This window comes from Pseudomonadota bacterium (genome assembly GCA_026390555.1).
GTDB lineage: Bacteria > Bdellovibrionota_C > UBA2361 > UBA2361 > OMII01 > OMII01.
Genome location: JAPLFS010000020.1, coordinates 46,159 through 63,222 on the forward strand (window position 1 = coordinate 46,159; position 17,064 = coordinate 63,222).

The 17,064-nt window shown below is 49.8% G+C and carries 18 protein-coding genes; 7 read left to right on the top strand and 11 right to left on the bottom strand.

What is annotated here, in order from left to right; genetic code table 11:
• The first annotated feature begins 77 nt into the window (after positions 1-77).
• Both NTV65_01855 and NTV65_01860 read left to right on the top strand, forming a co-directional pair.
• Positions 78-371, top strand: a complete 294-nt coding sequence (locus NTV65_01855; GenBank protein ID MCX6113946.1) for a septum formation initiator family protein — start codon at positions 78-80, stop codon at positions 369-371.
• The gene (locus NTV65_01860) at positions 355-816 is read left to right on the top strand and encodes a DUF721 domain-containing protein (protein MCX6113947.1); all 462 of its coding nucleotides are present in this window, start codon (positions 355-357) and stop codon (positions 814-816) included. Before NTV65_01855 ends, NTV65_01860 begins: the two co-directional genes overlap by 17 nt.
• Here NTV65_01860 and rsmD read toward each other — a convergent pair.
• The 7 genes from rsmD to NTV65_01895 all read right to left on the bottom strand — a co-directional run bounded on the left by rsmD (position 803) and on the right by NTV65_01895 (position 8,457).
• Positions 803-1,351 (bottom strand): 16S rRNA (guanine(966)-N(2))-methyltransferase RsmD, encoded by a 549-nt coding sequence (rsmD, locus tag NTV65_01865; GenBank protein MCX6113948.1) that lies wholly within the window; start codon positions 1,349-1,351, stop codon positions 803-805. The two genes, NTV65_01860 and rsmD, sit on opposite strands and share 14 nt — an antisense overlap.
• Before the next feature lie 8 nt (positions 1,352-1,359).
• Positions 1,360-2,625, bottom strand: a complete 1,266-nt coding sequence (locus NTV65_01870) for a dihydrolipoamide acetyltransferase family protein (GenBank protein MCX6113949.1) — start codon at positions 2,623-2,625, stop codon at positions 1,360-1,362.
• A 141-nt stretch (positions 2,626-2,766) separates the two neighbouring features.
• The gene (locus NTV65_01875) at positions 2,767-3,348 is read right to left on the bottom strand and encodes a thymidine kinase (GenBank protein MCX6113950.1); all 582 of its coding nucleotides are present in this window, start codon (positions 3,346-3,348) and stop codon (positions 2,767-2,769) included.
• Between the two features lie 15 nt (positions 3,349-3,363).
• Positions 3,364-5,433 carry a thiamine pyrophosphate-dependent enzyme gene (locus NTV65_01880; protein MCX6113951.1) on the bottom strand — a complete coding sequence of 690 codons (2,070 nt, stop codon included), beginning with the start codon at positions 5,431-5,433 and terminating at the stop codon, positions 3,364-3,366.
• A 327-nt stretch (positions 5,434-5,760) separates the two neighbouring features.
• On the bottom strand, positions 5,761-6,441 hold the full coding sequence (gene lipB / locus NTV65_01885) for a lipoyl(octanoyl) transferase LipB (GenBank protein MCX6113952.1): 681 nt from the start codon (positions 6,439-6,441) through the stop codon (positions 5,761-5,763).
• Between the two features lie 5 nt (positions 6,442-6,446).
• Positions 6,447-7,844, bottom strand: a complete 1,398-nt coding sequence (lpdA, locus tag NTV65_01890; protein ID MCX6113953.1) for a dihydrolipoyl dehydrogenase — start codon at positions 7,842-7,844, stop codon at positions 6,447-6,449.
• A gap of 349 nt (positions 7,845-8,193) precedes the next feature.
• Complete coding sequence (locus tag NTV65_01895; protein MCX6113954.1) at positions 8,194-8,457, bottom strand: VF530 family protein; 264 nt, start codon at positions 8,455-8,457, stop codon at positions 8,194-8,196.
• Between the two features lie 390 nt (positions 8,458-8,847).
• Between NTV65_01895 and NTV65_01900 the strand changes: the two genes are divergently transcribed.
• Positions 8,848-9,354, top strand: a complete 507-nt coding sequence (locus NTV65_01900; GenBank protein MCX6113955.1) for a hypothetical protein — start codon at positions 8,848-8,850, stop codon at positions 9,352-9,354.
• Between the two features lie 402 nt (positions 9,355-9,756).
• On the opposite strand, the gene NTV65_01905 is transcribed toward NTV65_01900, so the two are convergent.
• The 3 genes from NTV65_01905 to NTV65_01915 all read right to left on the bottom strand — a co-directional run bounded on the left by NTV65_01905 (position 9,757) and on the right by NTV65_01915 (position 11,932).
• Positions 9,757-10,014, bottom strand: a complete 258-nt coding sequence (locus NTV65_01905) for a type II toxin-antitoxin system RelE/ParE family toxin (protein MCX6113956.1) — start codon at positions 10,012-10,014, stop codon at positions 9,757-9,759.
• Positions 10,001-10,237 carry a CopG family transcriptional regulator gene (locus NTV65_01910; GenBank protein MCX6113957.1) on the bottom strand — a complete coding sequence of 79 codons (237 nt, stop codon included), beginning with the start codon at positions 10,235-10,237 and terminating at the stop codon, positions 10,001-10,003. The genes NTV65_01905 and NTV65_01910 overlap by 14 nt, the downstream gene beginning before the upstream one ends.
• A gap of 381 nt (positions 10,238-10,618) precedes the next feature.
• Complete coding sequence (locus NTV65_01915; GenBank protein MCX6113958.1) at positions 10,619-11,932, bottom strand: hypothetical protein; 1,314 nt, start codon at positions 11,930-11,932, stop codon at positions 10,619-10,621.
• A gap of 344 nt (positions 11,933-12,276) precedes the next feature.
• Between NTV65_01915 and NTV65_01920 the strand changes: the two genes are divergently transcribed.
• Positions 12,277-13,044, top strand: a complete 768-nt coding sequence (locus NTV65_01920) for a hypothetical protein (GenBank protein MCX6113959.1) — start codon at positions 12,277-12,279, stop codon at positions 13,042-13,044.
• Positions 13,045-13,318: 274 nt separating this feature from the next.
• Here the strand turns inward: NTV65_01920 and NTV65_01925 are convergent, their stop codons facing one another.
• Positions 13,319-14,191, bottom strand: coding sequence for an alpha/beta hydrolase (locus NTV65_01925; GenBank protein ID MCX6113960.1), 873 nt, complete (start codon positions 14,189-14,191; stop codon positions 13,319-13,321).
• Positions 14,192-14,527: 336 nt separating this feature from the next.
• On the opposite strand from NTV65_01925, the gene NTV65_01930 reads away from it, so the two are divergent.
• The 3 genes from NTV65_01930 (at position 14,528) to NTV65_01940 (ending at position 16,962) form a co-directional block, all read left to right on the top strand.
• A complete protein-coding gene (locus NTV65_01930) occupies positions 14,528-15,373 on the top strand; it encodes a trypsin-like serine protease (protein ID MCX6113961.1) in 846 nt (281 codons plus the stop codon).
• 489 nt (positions 15,374-15,862) lie between these two features.
• Positions 15,863-16,354 (top strand): prephenate dehydrogenase/arogenate dehydrogenase family protein, encoded by a 492-nt coding sequence (locus NTV65_01935; GenBank protein ID MCX6113962.1) that lies wholly within the window; start codon positions 15,863-15,865, stop codon positions 16,352-16,354.
• Positions 16,355-16,671: 317 nt separating this feature from the next.
• Positions 16,672-16,962: a helix-turn-helix transcriptional regulator gene (locus NTV65_01940; protein ID MCX6113963.1), complete on the top strand. Its 291-nt coding sequence runs from the start codon at positions 16,672-16,674 to the stop codon at positions 16,960-16,962.
• Positions 16,963-17,064 lie beyond the last annotated feature (102 nt).

Here is a 17,064-nt window from a genome sequence, read left to right on the forward strand (position 1 = left end):
AGGGGAAGTAAATGGGGCCTTCGTAGCAAAGAACGCTGGTGGCGGATCGAATGATTCGCTATTCTCCTGGGATGCGAATGACAACACCAAAGATCCTGCTTGCCTGTGCACTTATTGCTGCGGCCCTCTCGTTTCTCTCTGATGATGGATTTATCCGGCTAACCCCGCTTTCAAAGGGGCTTGAGCAGCAACAGCGTGTTAATGCGCAACTTGAAGATGGGATCTACGCGCTTAAGAGGCAGGTTAATGGGCTGCAGAGCGATCCGCGCGCGGTTGAGAAAGCTGCAAGGAGCGAGCTTGGCATGGCACGTCCCGATGAGATGGTAGTATTATTTGAAAAAAAGGAGCCAGCACATGCAGAGGGCCGGTAATTTTAGTAATAATCAAGCTTCGAATAAGGCGACGCAGGGTGCTCTAGGTGCTGACCGTTCAGAAGTTCCCAATGCAGGGGCTTCTAATACTGGAACTGTGCAAACTACTGAGTATAAGAAGCCTTTTGTGCGTCGGCGACGTCCCGGAGTCAATACAGACCTAACGCTTATAAAGGGCATACTGTCAAAGGCTCTTGCTTATAAGGGGCTCGATAAAAAAATTGAGCGCTACGAATTTATCCTGCATTGGCGTGAGATAGTAGGGGAACGGTTCGCCGACATCTCAAAGCCTGAATGCATCTCTCGGCGTGTGCTGATCGTAGAGGTAAAACATTCGGTTTGGGCTCAGGAGCTAGCCTTTATGAAACCGGCATTACTGCAAAAACTTGCGCTGTACCTCAAAAAAGGTGACATCGTAAACGATATGATCTTTAGGGTTTCATAGCGTAGAAAATCAGAATAGTGCTGCCATACTTGCGTTGTTGAGTCTCCTGAAGGCAGGCTAGTTCGAGCGGCTCATATTCCTTCGGATCGATCTGAACGATGATACTCCCACGAGCCTTGAGCAGGTGAGGACGCTCGGCGAGTGAGCGCATAATCTCTATCCAAATTCCCTCGTACTGCGGAGGAGCGACGTAGATCAGGTCAAAGCTTTTGCTTGAATTTTTTAGATAGATAAAGGCATCCGTATGGCGTACCTCGGCCTGTGCTGCGAGCTGTGTTACCTCTAGGTTGTGCTTGATTGTGGCGATCGCGCGCACGTTTGTGTCTAAGAAGACACAATGAGCGGCCCCCTGACTGAGCGCCTCGATGCCCACACTCCCCGTTCCTCCAAATAGATCTAGTACTGAGATTCCAGCGAGGGTCGGGCGCAGGATATCAAAAAGGGGCACCTTTACCCGGTCAAGGATAGGCCTAGTTGAATCTCCAGGAACCGCCTTGAGAGCCCGCCCCTTTGCTGTGCCGCCTATAACGCGCATCTATTAAGTTAAAGAGTACGCTTCATGTCCCAGTTCTCAAGGTAGTCCCTGATAAAGGCTAGGAACTGTCCACCGAGAGAGCCATCGACTACACGGTGATCGTAGGAAAGGGTGAGGTAGCAGATCTGTCTAATAGCGATCATATCGTCGATCACAACGGGGCGTTTCTTAATAGCCCCAAGACAGAGTATCGCAACCTGCGGTTGATTAATAATCGGAGTTCCGATGATGGTGCCGAACACTCCAGGATTTGTGACCGTGAATGTTCCACCAGCTACATCATCCGGCACGAGTTTTTTGCTACGTGCACGCAGCGCCAGATCATTTAGCGAACGAGCGAGACCAACTAGGTTCTTCTCTTCGGCGCGCTTAATAACCGGCACGATTAGGCCCGTATTACCGAGCGCCACGGCGCAGCCAAGGTTGACATGCTTTTTGAGGATTATCTTCTTGCCATCTAGGGAGCAATTCACGTACGGGAAGGCCTCCAGGGCCCGTGCTGTGGCTTCTAGGAAGAACGGGGTAAAGCTTAGGTTAAAGCCCTCGCTTTTTTCAAAAGCGCTCTTATTTTTAGCGCGCCAGTTGGCAATGTTTGTAACATCAACCTCTTGAATCGAGTAGACGTGCGGACTGGTATGCTTTGAGCGCACCATATGATCAGCGATCGCTTGTCGCATTCCATCCATCATAACCACGCGCGTGCCATCGGCGCCCCACTCGGCGCTAGGTAGCTCTGGAGTTGCTGATTTAGTAGCAACTGGCTTAGTAGCAACTGGGGCAGCTTTGTTTGAGCGATTTGAAACGTAGTCGAGCAGATCTTCTTTGTTAAGACGCCCACCATTACCTGAACCTGTTATGGAGGCGAGCTCTGTCAGTGAAACACTGTGCTTCTCAGCCAGTCCCTTAACGAGTGGAGAGTAGAAACGCTCGCTCTCCTCTGCCGCTGGTGTAGAGGTTTGCTTTGGAGGTAACGTTGAAGCTGCTTGAGCCTTGGCGACATTACTGGAGCCATTTGTTGTTGGTGCCGCAGCGCCACCAACTGTGTCTATAATTGCTATCTTAGTTTTTACCGGAACAACGTCGCCCTCATTAAAGAGCAGCTCGGATAAAGTTCCTGCGGCGGGGGCCGGAATTTCTGAATCAACCTTATCGGTTGAGATCTCGAGGATAATCTCATCCTTCTCAACGGTATCGCCTGGCTTCTTGCGCCACTTGGAGATGGTAGCCTCTGCAATCGACTCACCCATCTGTGGCATTAACATCTCAATCTTCATCTCTAGAAGCTCCTTGGCAAACCGAAATTCAACAGTGGTTATAGACCTATACCTGATTTAGATAAAGGGGCACTTGCACAGGTTAGATGAGGGTTGAAGGTGTCCGATAGCAGCTTTTTAATACTATAATATAGAACAGTATTATAGTTTGTGGGGTGCGGTTGCAAATTTACCGGAATAACAGCGGGCGCAGACAGGCAGGTACTTCTCCTCGGCTCCCAGGTCGATAGCTGGCCCATCACGGGTGGGCTTGCCGTTGCTAAGCTTAAGGTTAAACAGGGCGCGGCTATCGCAAAAGAAGCAGGTCGTTTTGACCTCTGAGATCTCATCGGCGAGTTCAAGCAGTCGTTTAGCCCCTTCAAAGAGCTCGGTTCTAAAATCGGTACGGAGTCCGTAACAGATGATCGGGATATCGAGTTCGCACGAAATCTCACGGAGCTGATTAACGAGCGCGGCGCTAAGAAACTGCGCCTCATCTACAAGCACACAATTTATTCCTATAAATCTCGTGCGATCAAGGATCGTTTCCGGTGTAACCAGGATATCTGCAGTACGCTCAAGTCCCGCGCGTGATTTAACGGTATCATGGCCGAAGCGGGTATCGAGTGCTGGCTTTATAACGAGGACCGACTTTTTCTGTTGATCGTAGGAGTGCGCAACCGCCAGTAGGTTCAGTGTCTTTGCACTACCAACCGGCCCATATCTGAAATAAAGTTTCGCCACTAAGTACTCCGCAGGTTAGAACGATAGCAGCTCTTCAAGTGCTCGACGTATATCTTCGGTCTGAGGCAGGATCGCCTGCTCCAGTATAGGGGCGTGCGGTACAGCAGCGACGTTCTTCATGCCGAGCCGTTTGATCGGGGCGTCAAGCTCAGAGAAACAGGCCTCGGCGATCTGGGCTACGATCTCTCCACCGAAACCACCGAACACAACATCCTCATGTGCTACTAATACGCGCCCAGTTTTGCGCACACTTTGGAATACATGTTCGATATCGAGGGGCACGATTGAACGCAGATCTATGACCTCTACCGAATAGCCCTTTGATTCTAATTCGTGCGCAGCTAGGCAGCTTTTATGAACGAGCGCTCCCCACGTAACGACGGTAGCATCGGTTCCTTCACGCACGGTCTTCGCTTTTCCGATCGGAATAAGGTTGTCGGCATCGCCCTCCGGGCCCTTGGCGTATACCTGTCTATAGAGCCCCTTGTGCTCTAGGAATAAGACCGGATCGTTGGCACGGATGGCGGCTTTTAAAAGCCCCTTGGCATCGGTTGCATTGGAGGGATAGATAACTAGCAGCCCGGGAAAGTGCGCGAAGGTAGCCTCGATATTCTGTGAGTGGTAGGCACCACCTCCGATATAACCACCAACTGGGATGCGGATAACGACTGGGCAGCCGAAGTCACCAGCGGAGCGGTAGTGCATCATAGCGAGCTCATTGCGGATCTGATTTGCGCCGGTCCAGACGTAATCACCGAACTGGATCTCAACTACGGGTTTTAGACCGCGGATAGCGAGGCCGATCGCGGCACCAACGATAGAGCTCTCTGCTAACTGGCTGTTAAAGACCCGAGTAACTCCGTACTTTGCGGTTAGACCCGCAGTAACTGTAAAGACCCCACCCTTATTATGCGCGACATCTTCCCCGAATACACACATGTCCGGGTTGCGCGCGAGCTCCTCATCAAGGGCATGATTTAGGGCATCAACGATAAAGACATCATCTCCAGTTGCCGGGTGTTCTTCGACGCCCTGCCACGGGGTTGGGTTTGAGAGGGTGTATTTTTCAGCATCTTTAGGATCTGGGTCTGCTGTTTTTTCAGCGGATTCGGCTGCCTGATCAACTAGATTCTTAAGCTCGCCGTGGAACTTCTCTATCTCTGCCTGAGTTGCAAATTTTCTATCTATAAGTAGGGCACTCATTAATCGCAACGGGCAGCGTAGTTGCTCCTTTGCGAGATCCTCAGCAGTTCTATATTTTAAGTGGTTATCCGAGATCGAGTGGCTTTGTAAGCGTGGTACGTGCGCCTCAATCAGGGTCGGGCCAGCACCGTCTAGTGCGCGCGCATGTGCTGCCTTGAGCGCTGCTATTGAGGCCTCTACATCGGAGCCGTTAACCTGACAGGTAGCTAGATTCTCATAGCCTGCAAACATAGTTGCGACGCTATCGCCAGCCAACTGCTCGGAGATCGGAACTGAGATTGCGTAGTTATTGTTCTCAATAACAAAGATGATAGGAAGCTTCTCACGAGCCGACCAGTTAAGCGCCTCATGGAAATCGCCCTGTGCGCACGTGCCCTCTCCGGCGGAGACATACACCACTTCATCTAAGTGCTTCATCTTTGCGCCGAGGGCGCAACCAACGGCTTGTAAAAATTGGCTTCCGGTTGGAGAGCTCTGAGGTGGAACGCGCAGCTCGATATCGCCGTAGTGCATCGGCATCATGCGACCGTGCGAGTTCGGATCCGCAACTTTATTCATTGCATTTAGCATTAGCTGCTCTGCCGTCATGCCGAGGCCCACCATCAGCGCCATATCGCGGTAGTAGGGATAGAACCAGTCCTTTTTGGCTCTAAAGACGTGTGCAGCAGCTACCTGAATACCCTCATGTCCGGCGCAACTGATCTGAAAGTGACACTTATTTTGCTTATAGAGGGTGATGGTTTTATCATCAATTATGCGAGCGAGCAGGATGGTTTTGTAGACCCACAACGCAGTGCTCTTGTTGAACTCAAACGGCTCTCCCTGTGTGAGGGACGCAGATCGGGTTGCTGTGCTGATAGCTGACTTACTGGTTCGCTGCATTATGTACCTGTACCGCTAAGCCGTTTAAGTGGCTGTTTGAAACGGAGGACTCAAATAATATGCACGGGCTATAACACCAAACTGGGTTGATCGCCACCAGGCAATGATTGAATTAGTTTTCGTAGCCAGTAACTAGTCTGCATATTCCAGAAATATTCGCAAACGGTTAATGACACTCAAGAGCCCCTAAGGGGCCGATTTGCGGAGCAAATCGCGGGGGAAAACATTAACTGGGCACAAAATCTGTCGTCCCCGATCAGGGGACGACCAATCGAATAACCTATGAAACTCCGCCGTAATCTAAGTAGCTTGAATCGCGACATTAAACTACGGTGACCAGTTACCGTAGCCAAATACATCAATAAAATGAATGAGTAGCTGTTGTGTAACGGTGGCGCAGCTAAGCGTTCTTGAGCTTAGCTCCGCCATCGACACAACCTTAATATCTCCAAGTCCGCACGGGTTTATAGCGCTGAAGCGCTCGGCGCAGGGCAGGACGTTCATTGCGAAGCCGTGCAGGGTGCACCAACGAGAGATCCGCACACCGCTAAAGGCGATCTTAGTGTTCTGATCGATCCATACACCGGTTTTTCCAGTAACCCGTATCCCGATAATATCGTATTCCTTGAGTGTCCGGATGATAACCTCTTCAAGCGCACGCATATACCACCCGACATCGGTCTTGTGGTTATGGAGATTTATGATCGGATAAAATATAGCTTGCTCCGGCCCGTGATATGTAACGCTACCACCACGCTCGACCTTAACTAGTGGCGAACCCTGCGCAATAAACTCCGCCTCAGGGAGGTAGATATGCTCAGCAGCCGTTGAGGTTCCGCAGGTAAAGACCGGATTGTGAGAGCATATCAGCAGCAGATCTCCCTGTGTGCCATCGATTAATTTCTGATGGTAGTTACGCTGCAGCTCCAGCGCCTTTAAATAATCGATGACGCCGAGGTCATAGACTTCAAGTGGGAGCTTGCTTTGGTCCGTATCAGTGTTGCTCACTGCAGTTAGAAGTTAATTGGTCTTCCAAGGGCGATAGCCATAGCCTCCATAACCGCCTCCGATAAGGTTGGATGGGGATGAATGGTATCAACTACACTGGCAGCGATCCCCTCGTGCGAGCGAATTATGGCAGCTTCAGAGATTAGCTCCGTTGCTTCAGCGTGGATGATATGAACGCCTAGCACCTCGCCCACCTGATCATCGATCAGCACCTTAACGAAGCCGTCCTGCTCTCCGATAGCGATAGCTTTTCCGACCGCCTGAAAGGGCATCTTTCCAACGCGGTACTTAATACCCTTCTCTTTGCAGGCGCGCTCGGTGAGACCAACTGAGGCGACCTGTGGCTGACAGTAGGTACAGCCCGGGATATTGTCATACTTCATAGGGTGCTTAGATTTACCCGCAATAACCTCTGCCGCGATGATACCCTCGTGGCTCGCCTTGTGGGCAAGAGCCACACCCCCAGCAACGTCTCCGATGGAGTAGTGATTGGGCACATTAGTGCGCAGCAGACCATCAACTTTAATAAAGCCGCGCTCTGTAACGATACCGACCTTATCGAGTCCGATGTTCTCAGTATTTGGCAGAATGCCGATAGCAACTAGGCAGGTATCTCCGCTCCATTGTACCTCACCGGTTTTGCTCTTGAGGGTGGCGCTAACGGCCTTGCCAGTTCTCTTTAGATCCTGAACTCCGGTAGCGGTATGAATAATCATACCGTTCTTTACAAAGATCTTCTCAAGGGTCTGAGAAACCTCGGTGTCCTCAACTGGCAGAATCTGGTCAGCCATCTCCACGACCGTTACCTGAGTTCCCAGGGTGCTAAAGAAGTATGCAAACTCGATCCCGATCGCGCCGGCTCCGATGATAAGCATCTTTTGAGGTAGGCGCTTATTCTCAAGGATCGTGCGTGATGTGTGGATTACATCGCCATCAACATCAACTCCCGGAAAGGGGCGGGGACGGGCACCAGTAGCGATAATTATATCCTTAAAGTCATAGGTGGTCGATTTACGGGCTGAGTCTGTAACAACAAGCTTATTTCCCTTCTCAAGGGTGCCGTTACCTGAGATCACCTCAATCTTACCCTTGCGCATTAAGTAATTCACGCCGCCGGAGAGTTTGTTGGCAATTTCGCGCGAGCGCTCGATGATACGGGGGAAATCAATTGTGACTTTACCGGTTTCAAAACCGAAATCACCGGCATGCTTAATATCGTTGTAGAGCTGCGCCGAGCGCAGTAGCGCCTTTGAAGGGATACAGCCCCAGTTAAGGCACACGCCACCGAGCGCCTCGCGCTCTATGATTGAGACGGTACGGCCGAGTTGAGCGGCACGAACCGCTGCTACATAACCACCTGGACCAGAACCGAGGATAATAAGATCTTTTGATTGACCAGCCATACGAATTAGCTCCTACACGATAAAAATGGGCGGAGGGATAGGTCTTCCCAGCGAGCATCTCTACTTAAATACTTTACTTTTCGAACGGTAGCAAACATGAGTTTTAATATAAAGGTGCGAAGATTTGAAGGCATTTAGGAACGAAACACCTCAGGGGCATCGTTATTTCGGAGTCAGAGCTACAGCTCTCTTTGCGCGTTATGGGGGGCCGGGGGGGGAGAGAAATGTCAGTAAGGTTGAAACCAAGGTAACGATTACCTTTGATTATATGGCTTGTTGATCTCAATCTCGGATAGTTATCCCTTAACTTAATGGCCGCAACCCCGTACCAATGATTTACCTAAACGGATTACGACTCACTGTCGTCACCCGCCTGCTGCACCTTCCCTTGCAGAAAGCTACGATAGATCTTCTCTATTCTTTCCCGTGCCCAAGGAGTCCGTCGAAGAAAGCTAAGGCTCGACTTGATTGAGGGATTATCGATGAACGAATTGATCGGAAGCTGCCGAGCGAGCCCATCCCATCCAAAATGCTCGTACAGCTCAGTCAGGATCATTTGAAGCGTTTTTCCCTCAAGGGGGTCTTTGCTCCCTCTGTGCGGAGATTCATTCATAACGATGATGCCTTGTGCGTCGCGCTCAGTGGTTGCAAGCGCCGTAGTGATACACCGTGTATCACGTTATTACGAAATAAACATAATCTCTACATTTACCGTATAAGCATTGATACGGGGTCACTTCTGTTCCACTACTTAGCTTGTCCCCTAGTGTTCTTCTGGTAGGCTAAAAACGTTAATCTGGTAGACTAGAAACAACTTTTCTACTACTTTCGGCGACCTGAGGACCCCTTAGGGCCTTTATTACAATGTCGCTACCACAGATCAGTTGCTTGCGAAAAGTGAATTGACCTTCCTATACATTACAGGGCGCTGATAGGCGACTAAGAATCCCGAATCTTCCATAACACCTCTAAAGCACACTTATTCTTCTGGTGGCCTGCAAACATGATGATATTTATATTATACGCGTTTTATGTAGCATTCTTAACCGGCATCGCGCTCTATGGAGTTCTGAGTTTTTTTAACGCTTGGCCTTTGTCTCAGGTGTTGCGATGGGTCTTCATAGCGTCATTGTCTGTAGCATCCTTCATCGGCATCGCGCTCTATGGACGTTTGAATATTTGTTTTGACTATGTTGAATTCCGCTTGTGCACACAAACTGATGAAACCGCCTTTATCGCGCTGAGTGCGTTTATTGAGGCTTTGGCTGCGGCCCTTGTCATGATAACCTGCGTATTGCTCGCTCCAACACACAAACGTCAAGTTGCTATCTTAACATTCGTGTTGGGTGCCATGAGTGCAATACTTATGTCAATGGCTATGGGACGAGGGGGTTTAGTACCAATCGTCCCTGCGATCGTTTCAGGCGCAATCGTTCTTGCCATGCTGCTGCGAAGGCTTCCTCCGCTATCGCTGCCTAACACCTCGCTGGAGCGGCCGCGTGAGAGATAAAGTACCAAGCACTAACGTCGACGCGCACGCCGCTCAGCCCAACCTTATGCGTAAGGTATGGGATGACGAAGGTTTACGGACTGACTCTGTTGATTAATTCGATTGTTCTTTTGCTTGTCTCAGTTGTAGGGATGTTTGCAATTGTAATTGGCTCACAATCAACGTCACTGCCGGTTAAACAAAGCATTGGCAACAAAGCATTGGTAGGGGGTCACTTCTGGTCCACTACTTAGCTTGTTCCCTAGTGTCCTTCTGGTAGGCTAAAAACGGTAATTTGGGGGACTAGAAACAACTTTTCTACAACTTTCTGCGACCTGAGGACCCCTTAGGGCCTTTATTACAATGTCGCTACCACAGATCAGTTGCTTGGGGAAAGTGAATTGACCTTCCTACCCTTTACGCCTACAGGTAGACTTCTCTACGGCGCCCAATTTTCACAACATCGACTGTTCGTATTAAATCATTAATTCCATATACCACGCGATAGTCCCCTTGGCGGATTCTATATCGATCTTGCCCCGAAAGTTTTTGACTGCCTATAGGTCTTGGATTTAGGGCAAGTTGCCAAACTCTCTTGACTATTAGCTGAGCAATTTTTTTGGGAATGTCCTCCAGCTCTTTGATAGCCGAAGGCTTGATGGTAATTTTATATTCTGCCACGAGCTTTGAGTTTTTTAACTGCATCTTCAAAAGGGATACTCTTTTCTCTTGCACGCTCCTTAAAAGCCTCAAGGTCTTCCGCGTCCTCACCTAAGCTACCGCGGATTGCTTCATTAATAAGTTGAGACACAGTACGTTCAACTTCCAGAGCCTTGAGTCTTAGGGCTTTATGTAGATCATCTTCGATATATACAGTAGCTCGTTTTGTTGCTTCTCGTGCCATTCCAATATTATAGACGTTCTGACGCTTTAACGTCAAGGAGTTTAAGCTGCGTATAGACAAGCATTGGTAGGGGGTCACTTCTGTTCCACTACTTAGCTTGTCCCCTAGTGTCCTTCTGGTAGGTTAACAACGGTAATCTGGGGGGCTAGAAACAACTTTTCTACAACTTTCGGCGACCTGAGGACCCCTCAGGGCCTTTATTACAATGTCGCTAACGCAGATCAGTTACTTGCGGAAAGTGAATTGACCTTCCTACCCTTAGGAATCGCCCACCTGAGCATTTATACCTAGCCACTCTGGAGAGTGGCGTTCCCAGCGCTTCGCCGCATCGTGGACCAAAAGTAACCCCGTACAAATGATTCTCAACACCTGACACACAGATTACTGCGCTGCCGCGCTATCCCGAGCCGACAATACGCTCGCCACAGAGCCAAAGAACGATCCGACGCGCTCGCGCCAGCTGAGGCGGCTGAAGCGTTCGTCATAGACGTCGCACACGGCATCCTGCCCGCGATGAGAGACCCAAGCGCTATCCAGCTCCTCTAAAATTGAGGGGCCGTACACCCGCCCAAGGCTTGCCTCAAGCACCTTCTTGTTGGTGATGAGGCTGGGATCCTTTAGCGGGGCATCCGAGAAATAGGTGTTAAGAAGGGGAGAGATATCAACCCGCTCGGCGATCTTCGCAATTACTCCCGCCATTCTGCTCCAGCCGTTGATGCTGACCTCCGTGTGATTGGGTTTTTGTGCGATCACCTGGTTGAGGAATTCAGTGACTCCCTCGTTTAGCCATGTGTGGCTGTCGAGCTTGCCGTCGTAAGCGGAAAGCCCGTACCGTTCCCACGAGAAACTTTCGTTGATGGCGGCGGTGAGGGGATCGGCGCCCCGTTCCGCGCCGACTAACTGTGCGATTGTTGGAGCCAAGCCTGATGCAGCGTGTAGCAGCTCATGCCGCAGGATCGGCTTGTAATCGTCGGGGCACAGGTCATCACTTACAAAGATAGAGTGCGAAAAGCACGAGCAGAAAGCGATATCGGAGTGCGACTTGCTCAGAAGCGGGTCAAAGACCTCCAGGTGCACCGCATCAAGCCGCTTCTCGATATCTCCTAAGGGAAGGTCGAGGGTGCGCAGTTTAAGTTGTGACTGAAGAGACGAGAGCCTCTGCAGGATCTCCTGCTTAAGCTCGGGGACAAGGGCGCTGATAAGACTTCGGTTGCTCTGCTGCCTGATCTCTCGCTCGACCAGCAGCCCGCGCAGCTCCCTGTTCGGCACCTCGTCCAGATTCCTGACAAGATTGCTGATAGATCTCCTGATGCGGTCATCCGCAGGGAGGTAGCTGTTTCTTGGCAGGAGCTTATTAACAGCAGGAAAGAGATCTCCCTCGCGCAGGGCAGGCTCTATGAGCGCCACGAGGCTATGGAAGCAATTCTCCCGGGTAGCGATCACATGCCGCCACGCAGGAACGTCAACAGGAGCTAATGGCAGGCTGCCGAGCGATAGATCAACTGAAGCCTCATGGCTGTGCGGAGCTTCGCGCCGAAACGCACACCCAAGCTCATAGTCCTTAAGCTCAAGATGCCTGGCAGCCTTGAGTCGATCCCCGTTGAGCAGCTCATCTCGAGAGACGCTCTGCTTCTCAGTGGATGAAAGCTGGGAGAGATGCTCTCGGACTTTGTAATGGAGGGAACTTTCTCTCATGACTTAGTCCACTATGCCGAGCGCCTCAGTTACTGGTGTCATTCAAGTATTATGGCTAAGTGACGGAAAAGTGTGACTTAAGTACCGAATACTCGGTAAGGCTATCTATACAAAGGACAGCACATGGATAATGGAGCAGGTTTCTGAGCCTCAATCATTGGTACCAATGCCCAACATCAAACTTCGCCATGTAGCTGATCTTATTATCTATAAATATATGCTGTTCGCGTTAGTTAGGATCGCTCTCATCTCGCTATTTCGAATGTTTCTTCAAAAGAGCTAATGGGATAAGGTCTTTTTGCCGACTATTTCGGTAATAGAGAAAATTATCGTTGGAGCCCTGTATGAATAAAGCAACTCGAGGCGTCCTGCTATTTGCATTCCTCATCGCTTCCACCACCCAATCGGCGCAAGCGCAGCAATGCGATGCATCCACTCAGAAGACGCTAATAGGGTGCCTTGCTTCTGCGGCCGATTCATGTCTCTCTAACGTAACAGCATGCACCGACGCGGACGCCTCGGAAGAGAACATCATCTTGGGTCTCAAAGATAGGCTTGTAGCCTCGTGTTGCAGTAAATCCACGTTAACGAAAAAGCAAGCATGCCTGAATAAGCAGCAATTTTTGCTGAAAGCTAGCCGCAGCTTTTTAGGAAGCACCGTTGTCTTTTCGTTGAACAAGACCGTCAAGGCTCTTCTCTCCTCCCTGAAATCTGGTGGAAATTGCGAATCAAGCAGTCCACCTTTTTTTATCACCGCGGTTCAGTTTTCCCCGGTTGTGGAAGTCAACGGCAATAGAGAAGATATCACCGTCACCTATCAAGGGTCGCCAAAGTTTCCAGTGAGCCTTGTGTATGACTTAAATCCAGTGTACGGCCGGAGCGAAGGATCAACGACATGTGCACCTTACTTGCCTTCCTATTTTAATTGCATAACCGTCAGTCAGGAATTTACCACTGCACCGACTAATAAGCGACTGACTCTTTCAGGAGCCCAATATTGCGATGGTAGCCCTGGATTTGATGTATATTTTGACTACGTTGTTTATCTAAGAGATGCGGACGGAGTCGAGACGCCTGTAGAGCCGGCGCCCTTCACCTGTAACGTGCCTTAGTAAGTCAAAAAAGCGCTCCTGATAGGAGCCGACGTGCGTCACAGGTGTAGGCTAAGCAACCCGAGTCGCTGTTAACCATGTTGTCGGGAGTGATCATTGCTACCAGGTCACGGCCATCAAGTTAAGGACTCAAGCGCCCACAAGTGGTGTTTAGTTCCCCCGCCATCAAGCTGAAATTAAGCCTGATTAGAGTGCGGCTATGCTGCTCAGCTCTCTTAACTTAATGGCCGTGACCCCATACCAAATATTTAAAGAGGAAGAGCCTAGGTGGAGCCTATCTGGAAAAACAATCCGATAAAGCCGTTAAAATCTGAATGTCTGTGTATCCGAGAATACCGTAGTGGCCGGCCTGCTCAGATTCTAAAAGCTGGAATGAGGATGCGCCCCTATATGCATCTCTGAGACGAAGCGAGTGTTGAAACGGAATGACCGTATCACGATGACCATGCGCAGCAATAACGCAGGTATCCTTAAGCTTGGCGATATTCTTAAGGGAGGGAAATTCATACCAGAGGAAAGGCGAAAGGTATCCAAAGAATGGCATCTCTCGCACAATATCAGTGAGGCTGGTATAGGGGGAAAGAAGTATAAGCGCCTTAGGATTAAACGTAGCGGCGACATGGGAAGCGATGCCAGTACCTATGGAGCTTCCAAGCACTATCATATCCTTAGCATCTATACCCTCCTCCCGACGCGCGAGCTCAAACGCCGCCTCTCCGTCCTCATAGAGACCTCTTTCCGATGGCCATCCGGAGCCCCTCCCGCTATAACCACGGTATTCCACCGAGTAACTCCCGATTCCAGCCGAAGCTAACCAACGCTGCAACGGTACAAACGAAGCAACATTGTCTGCATTACCGTGGAAAAGTACCGCGACCCGTTTGCCAGCTTCCGGGGACTTCATATGCCATACCACAACATTGGTACCGTCTTGCGAGGTGATAGTAAGGACATCAATTCCTCTTGGTGGATGATTCTTACCTTGAAGGATTAGTGACTGTACAAGTCCGGGAAAGATCTGAAGCTCCTGTGTAAGAATGAAAAATAGGGAGACTACCAACGTTGCGACAACCAAGCGCCGGCCAATGGCAACAAACTTCCGAGGCAAACGAGAGCGTACCGTGGTTGATTGAGGTACTGGTGTCATACAAGTATTATGGCTAAGTGACGGAAAAGTGTGACTTAAGTACCGAATACTCGGTAAGGCTATCTATACAAAGGACCGCACAGGGATAATGGAGCAGGTTTCTGAGCCTCAATCATTGGTACCAATCATTTTATAAAACTATCCTAAAGAGGGCTGCGGTTATAATCAGGAAGCTGAAGGTGCTCGGTAAACGGGCTAAGAAGTTGTTAACTTGACCTGCCCCATTTATCTTAAATGATTTGACAATGGTTGGTTTTACGGTAAGGCTACCGTCATGCTTGTCAACCTGCCAGGCTTAATAAACCTAGAGAGCTATCACTTAACAAAGGAGGCCCCTTGAGAGAGCGTACGACCTTATCACCAATAAAAATCGTGCTCAGCACATTGTTTGTAGCTGCCATAGGGTGTGGGGGCGGAAGCGATGAATCCTCCGGCGTAAATGCGGCTGCTTGCAGCGCTATCGGTTACAGCAAGTCGCTCAAGGTGGCAGATGGTGAGCAGTGCCTTGTGGAGAGCAGTGGCGACACCTCCTCAGTGGTAAAGCTGTTCCTCATCGATGATGACGATGGCAGCCTCGTCGGAAGTTGCACCGGCACGGTGATCTCGCCCACGGCGGTGCTGACAGCAGCGCACTGCTTTCAATCGGCTGACTCCGCTTTCGTAAGAGTGGTGGCGAACGGAACAAGAGTAGATGTGCCTTCGTCACGAGTAGTAACACATCCTGGATATTTCCTCGGCTCTGAAGGTGTGTTTTTCAACGACGTAGCGATAGTTCATACGTCGTCGCAGTTGCCAGCTCCCGCGGTGCCGATACTGCGGTCGAGGGCTCCGGAAGTCGGCCAGATCTCGATTGTGGCCGGATACGGGCAAATAGAGAATAATGGCCCTGCGGTCGAAGATGTTGTTGCAGGTCGCGCGGTCATCCGCATCGTTACCGACAATCATATTCGTATTGACTTTCGGGGATGGGAGAGTCATCCCTGCCAAGGCGACTCGGGTGGGGCTCTATTCATTGAAGATGATAGCGGCTTAGCGATCGTTGGTGTTGTGTCACAGAGTGATCCGAGTGTTTTGGAGGAGCAGGTCTGCTCGAAGGGCGATATGACGCTCTACGCGAACACTCAATCACCGGATATATCCAATTTTATAACCTCGCAGGTCCCTGAGGTTGTAGTTAGGTAGACGAAAAGGGGAAGCGGACGAAAAGGTGTTTATCTCTTTTTCGTCCGCGCTCCTTTTCGTCAAACAGCAGTGCTAACCTCGCGCCCGTTAGCAAGCGGCAAGGCTTCCGTTCCGAGTGATCATTGGTACGGGGTCACGGCCATTAAGTTAAGGACTCAAGCGCCCACAAGTGGTGTTTAGTTCCCCAGGCATCAAGCTGAAATTAAGCCTGATTAGAGTGCGGCTATGCTGCTCACCTCTTTTAACTTAATGGCCGTGACCCCGTACCAATGCCCACATTCCACGCTCAGGGAAATTCAGTCTTTTTACCGAGTTGAGTCATGAATTTGTCTGAAAAAGGCGAGTGTTAGGCGACAGTAATCACAAATTTCCTCATAACTATCCCGTAAACCAATTGGATGTTCAAAATGGCAGACATAACTCAGCAGTAACCAAAAAGAGCAGATAACTTCACCGTTACTGAGAAGGTAGAGAACCTCTTTGCATCCGATGTTTGCGCCAACGCTTGCGTCGACGGCGGGACAAAGCTGTGTGGTATGTCATGTTCGGGTTGGTGATAAGTCCCGGTGGTTTGAAGACGTATTACGTGAAGCCGGATTGCGGCTTGTAGAGATGACGCCAGACTCTCACGACAGGACGATGGCAATCGTTCAAGGCCTAACGCATTTTCAAGCGATCATCGCTGGGCACTGTATGGCCGCGATGGGCTTTGAACCGTCAGAGAGTATGACCACAGCGAGCCCAGTCTATAAAGCTCGACTCTCGAAGATAGGGCGCATCCTGACCCAGAATCCTCGGTTGTACGCCGAGATTCAGATCTTTAATCCGTATGTGCATAGTGTGCTTGCGCAAGTTCAGCGTTCGAATGAACTCTTAGCCGGATTTGTTGAAGCAAAAGATGTCGATGGATTCGCGCGAGAGTTTATAAGGGTACGTGAAGCCCTTGGTGCGTTCTGCGAGCAGTCGGTAGAAAGGGAATGACTTCGGTATGAATGTGTCGAGTCGATTATTTAAGAGTAGGTGCCGTCTCCGGGCTCTCTGTTGAGCACTCAATCAAAGATATTATGAGGGCAGAGGGTCTGCCAGACTTCAGAGCACCGCCAGCTATCTCAAAGCTTATCGATACCTCTACCTCGTACCAATGGTAAATATAAATATTCGATTTGTCACTCTGCATCTGCGGCGAGCGACAAGTTGAGTGTTTGTAGGCACTTGCAGGACGCAAGAATATACTTCGCAATTTATATCATTTGTGATATAATTAAAGCATATTATAATTATTTAGCATCATATATGATATGAAAAGTAATCAAGAAATATCTCCATTATTGAGTCTTTCTGAGGTTTGCGAAACGTTAGGTGCGAGAACCAGAGTGCGCAGGAAAAGCTTGAAACTTAGTAGACGTGAGCTCTCTGAGAAAAGTGGAGTTTCTGTTCCAACAATTGGTCGTTTCGAGACGAAAGGCGTAGCAACATTAGGTGTTGTAGTAAAAATTGCATTTGCACTTCAGGCCGTTGACACTCTTAATAGTGTATTTATCGCTCCGAAGTCGAAATCTATAGAAGAATACCTGCGAGAAGATAGGTAACGATGAGGCGAATATCTGTATTGTGGCTTTCGGGGACAATACCAATTAAATTTGGCGAGCTAGCAGAAAAGAGAGGTAGCCCAATTGTCTTTGAATGGGACA

Excerpts from the sequence above, each read along its gene's own strand:
- NTV65_01855 (MCX6113946.1), top strand. The coding sequence starts at position 78 with ATGACAACACCAAAGATCCTGCTTGCCTGTGCACTTATTGCTGCGGCC.
- NTV65_01860 (MCX6113947.1), top strand. The coding sequence starts at position 355 with ATGCAGAGGGCCGGTAATTTTAGTAATAATCAAGCTTCGAATAAGGCG.
- rsmD (MCX6113948.1), bottom strand. The coding sequence starts at position 1,351 with ATGCGCGTTATAGGCGGCACAGCAAAGGGGCGGGCTCTCAAGGCGGTT.
- NTV65_01870 (MCX6113949.1), bottom strand. The coding sequence starts at position 2,625 with ATGAAGATTGAGATGTTAATGCCACAGATGGGTGAGTCGATTGCAGAG.
- NTV65_01880 (MCX6113951.1), bottom strand. The coding sequence starts at position 5,433 with ATGCAGCGAACCAGTAAGTCAGCTATCAGCACAGCAACCCGATCTGCG.
- lpdA (MCX6113953.1), bottom strand. The coding sequence starts at position 7,844 with ATGGCTGGTCAATCAAAAGATCTTATTATCCTCGGTTCTGGTCCAGGT.
- NTV65_01895 (MCX6113954.1), bottom strand. The coding sequence starts at position 8,457 with ATGAATGAATCTCCGCACAGAGGGAGCAAAGACCCCCTTGAGGGAAAA.
- NTV65_01900 (MCX6113955.1), top strand. The coding sequence starts at position 8,848 with ATGATGATATTTATATTATACGCGTTTTATGTAGCATTCTTAACCGGC.
- NTV65_01910 (MCX6113957.1), bottom strand. The coding sequence starts at position 10,237 with ATGGCACGAGAAGCAACAAAACGAGCTACTGTATATATCGAAGATGAT.
- NTV65_01915 (MCX6113958.1), bottom strand. The coding sequence starts at position 11,932 with ATGAGAGAAAGTTCCCTCCATTACAAAGTCCGAGAGCATCTCTCCCAG.
- NTV65_01920 (MCX6113959.1), top strand. The coding sequence starts at position 12,277 with ATGAATAAAGCAACTCGAGGCGTCCTGCTATTTGCATTCCTCATCGCT.
- NTV65_01925 (MCX6113960.1), bottom strand. The coding sequence starts at position 14,191 with ATGACACCAGTACCTCAATCAACCACGGTACGCTCTCGTTTGCCTCGG.
- NTV65_01935 (MCX6113962.1), top strand. The coding sequence starts at position 15,863 with ATGTTTGCGCCAACGCTTGCGTCGACGGCGGGACAAAGCTGTGTGGTA.
- NTV65_01940 (MCX6113963.1), top strand. The coding sequence starts at position 16,672 with ATGAAAAGTAATCAAGAAATATCTCCATTATTGAGTCTTTCTGAGGTT.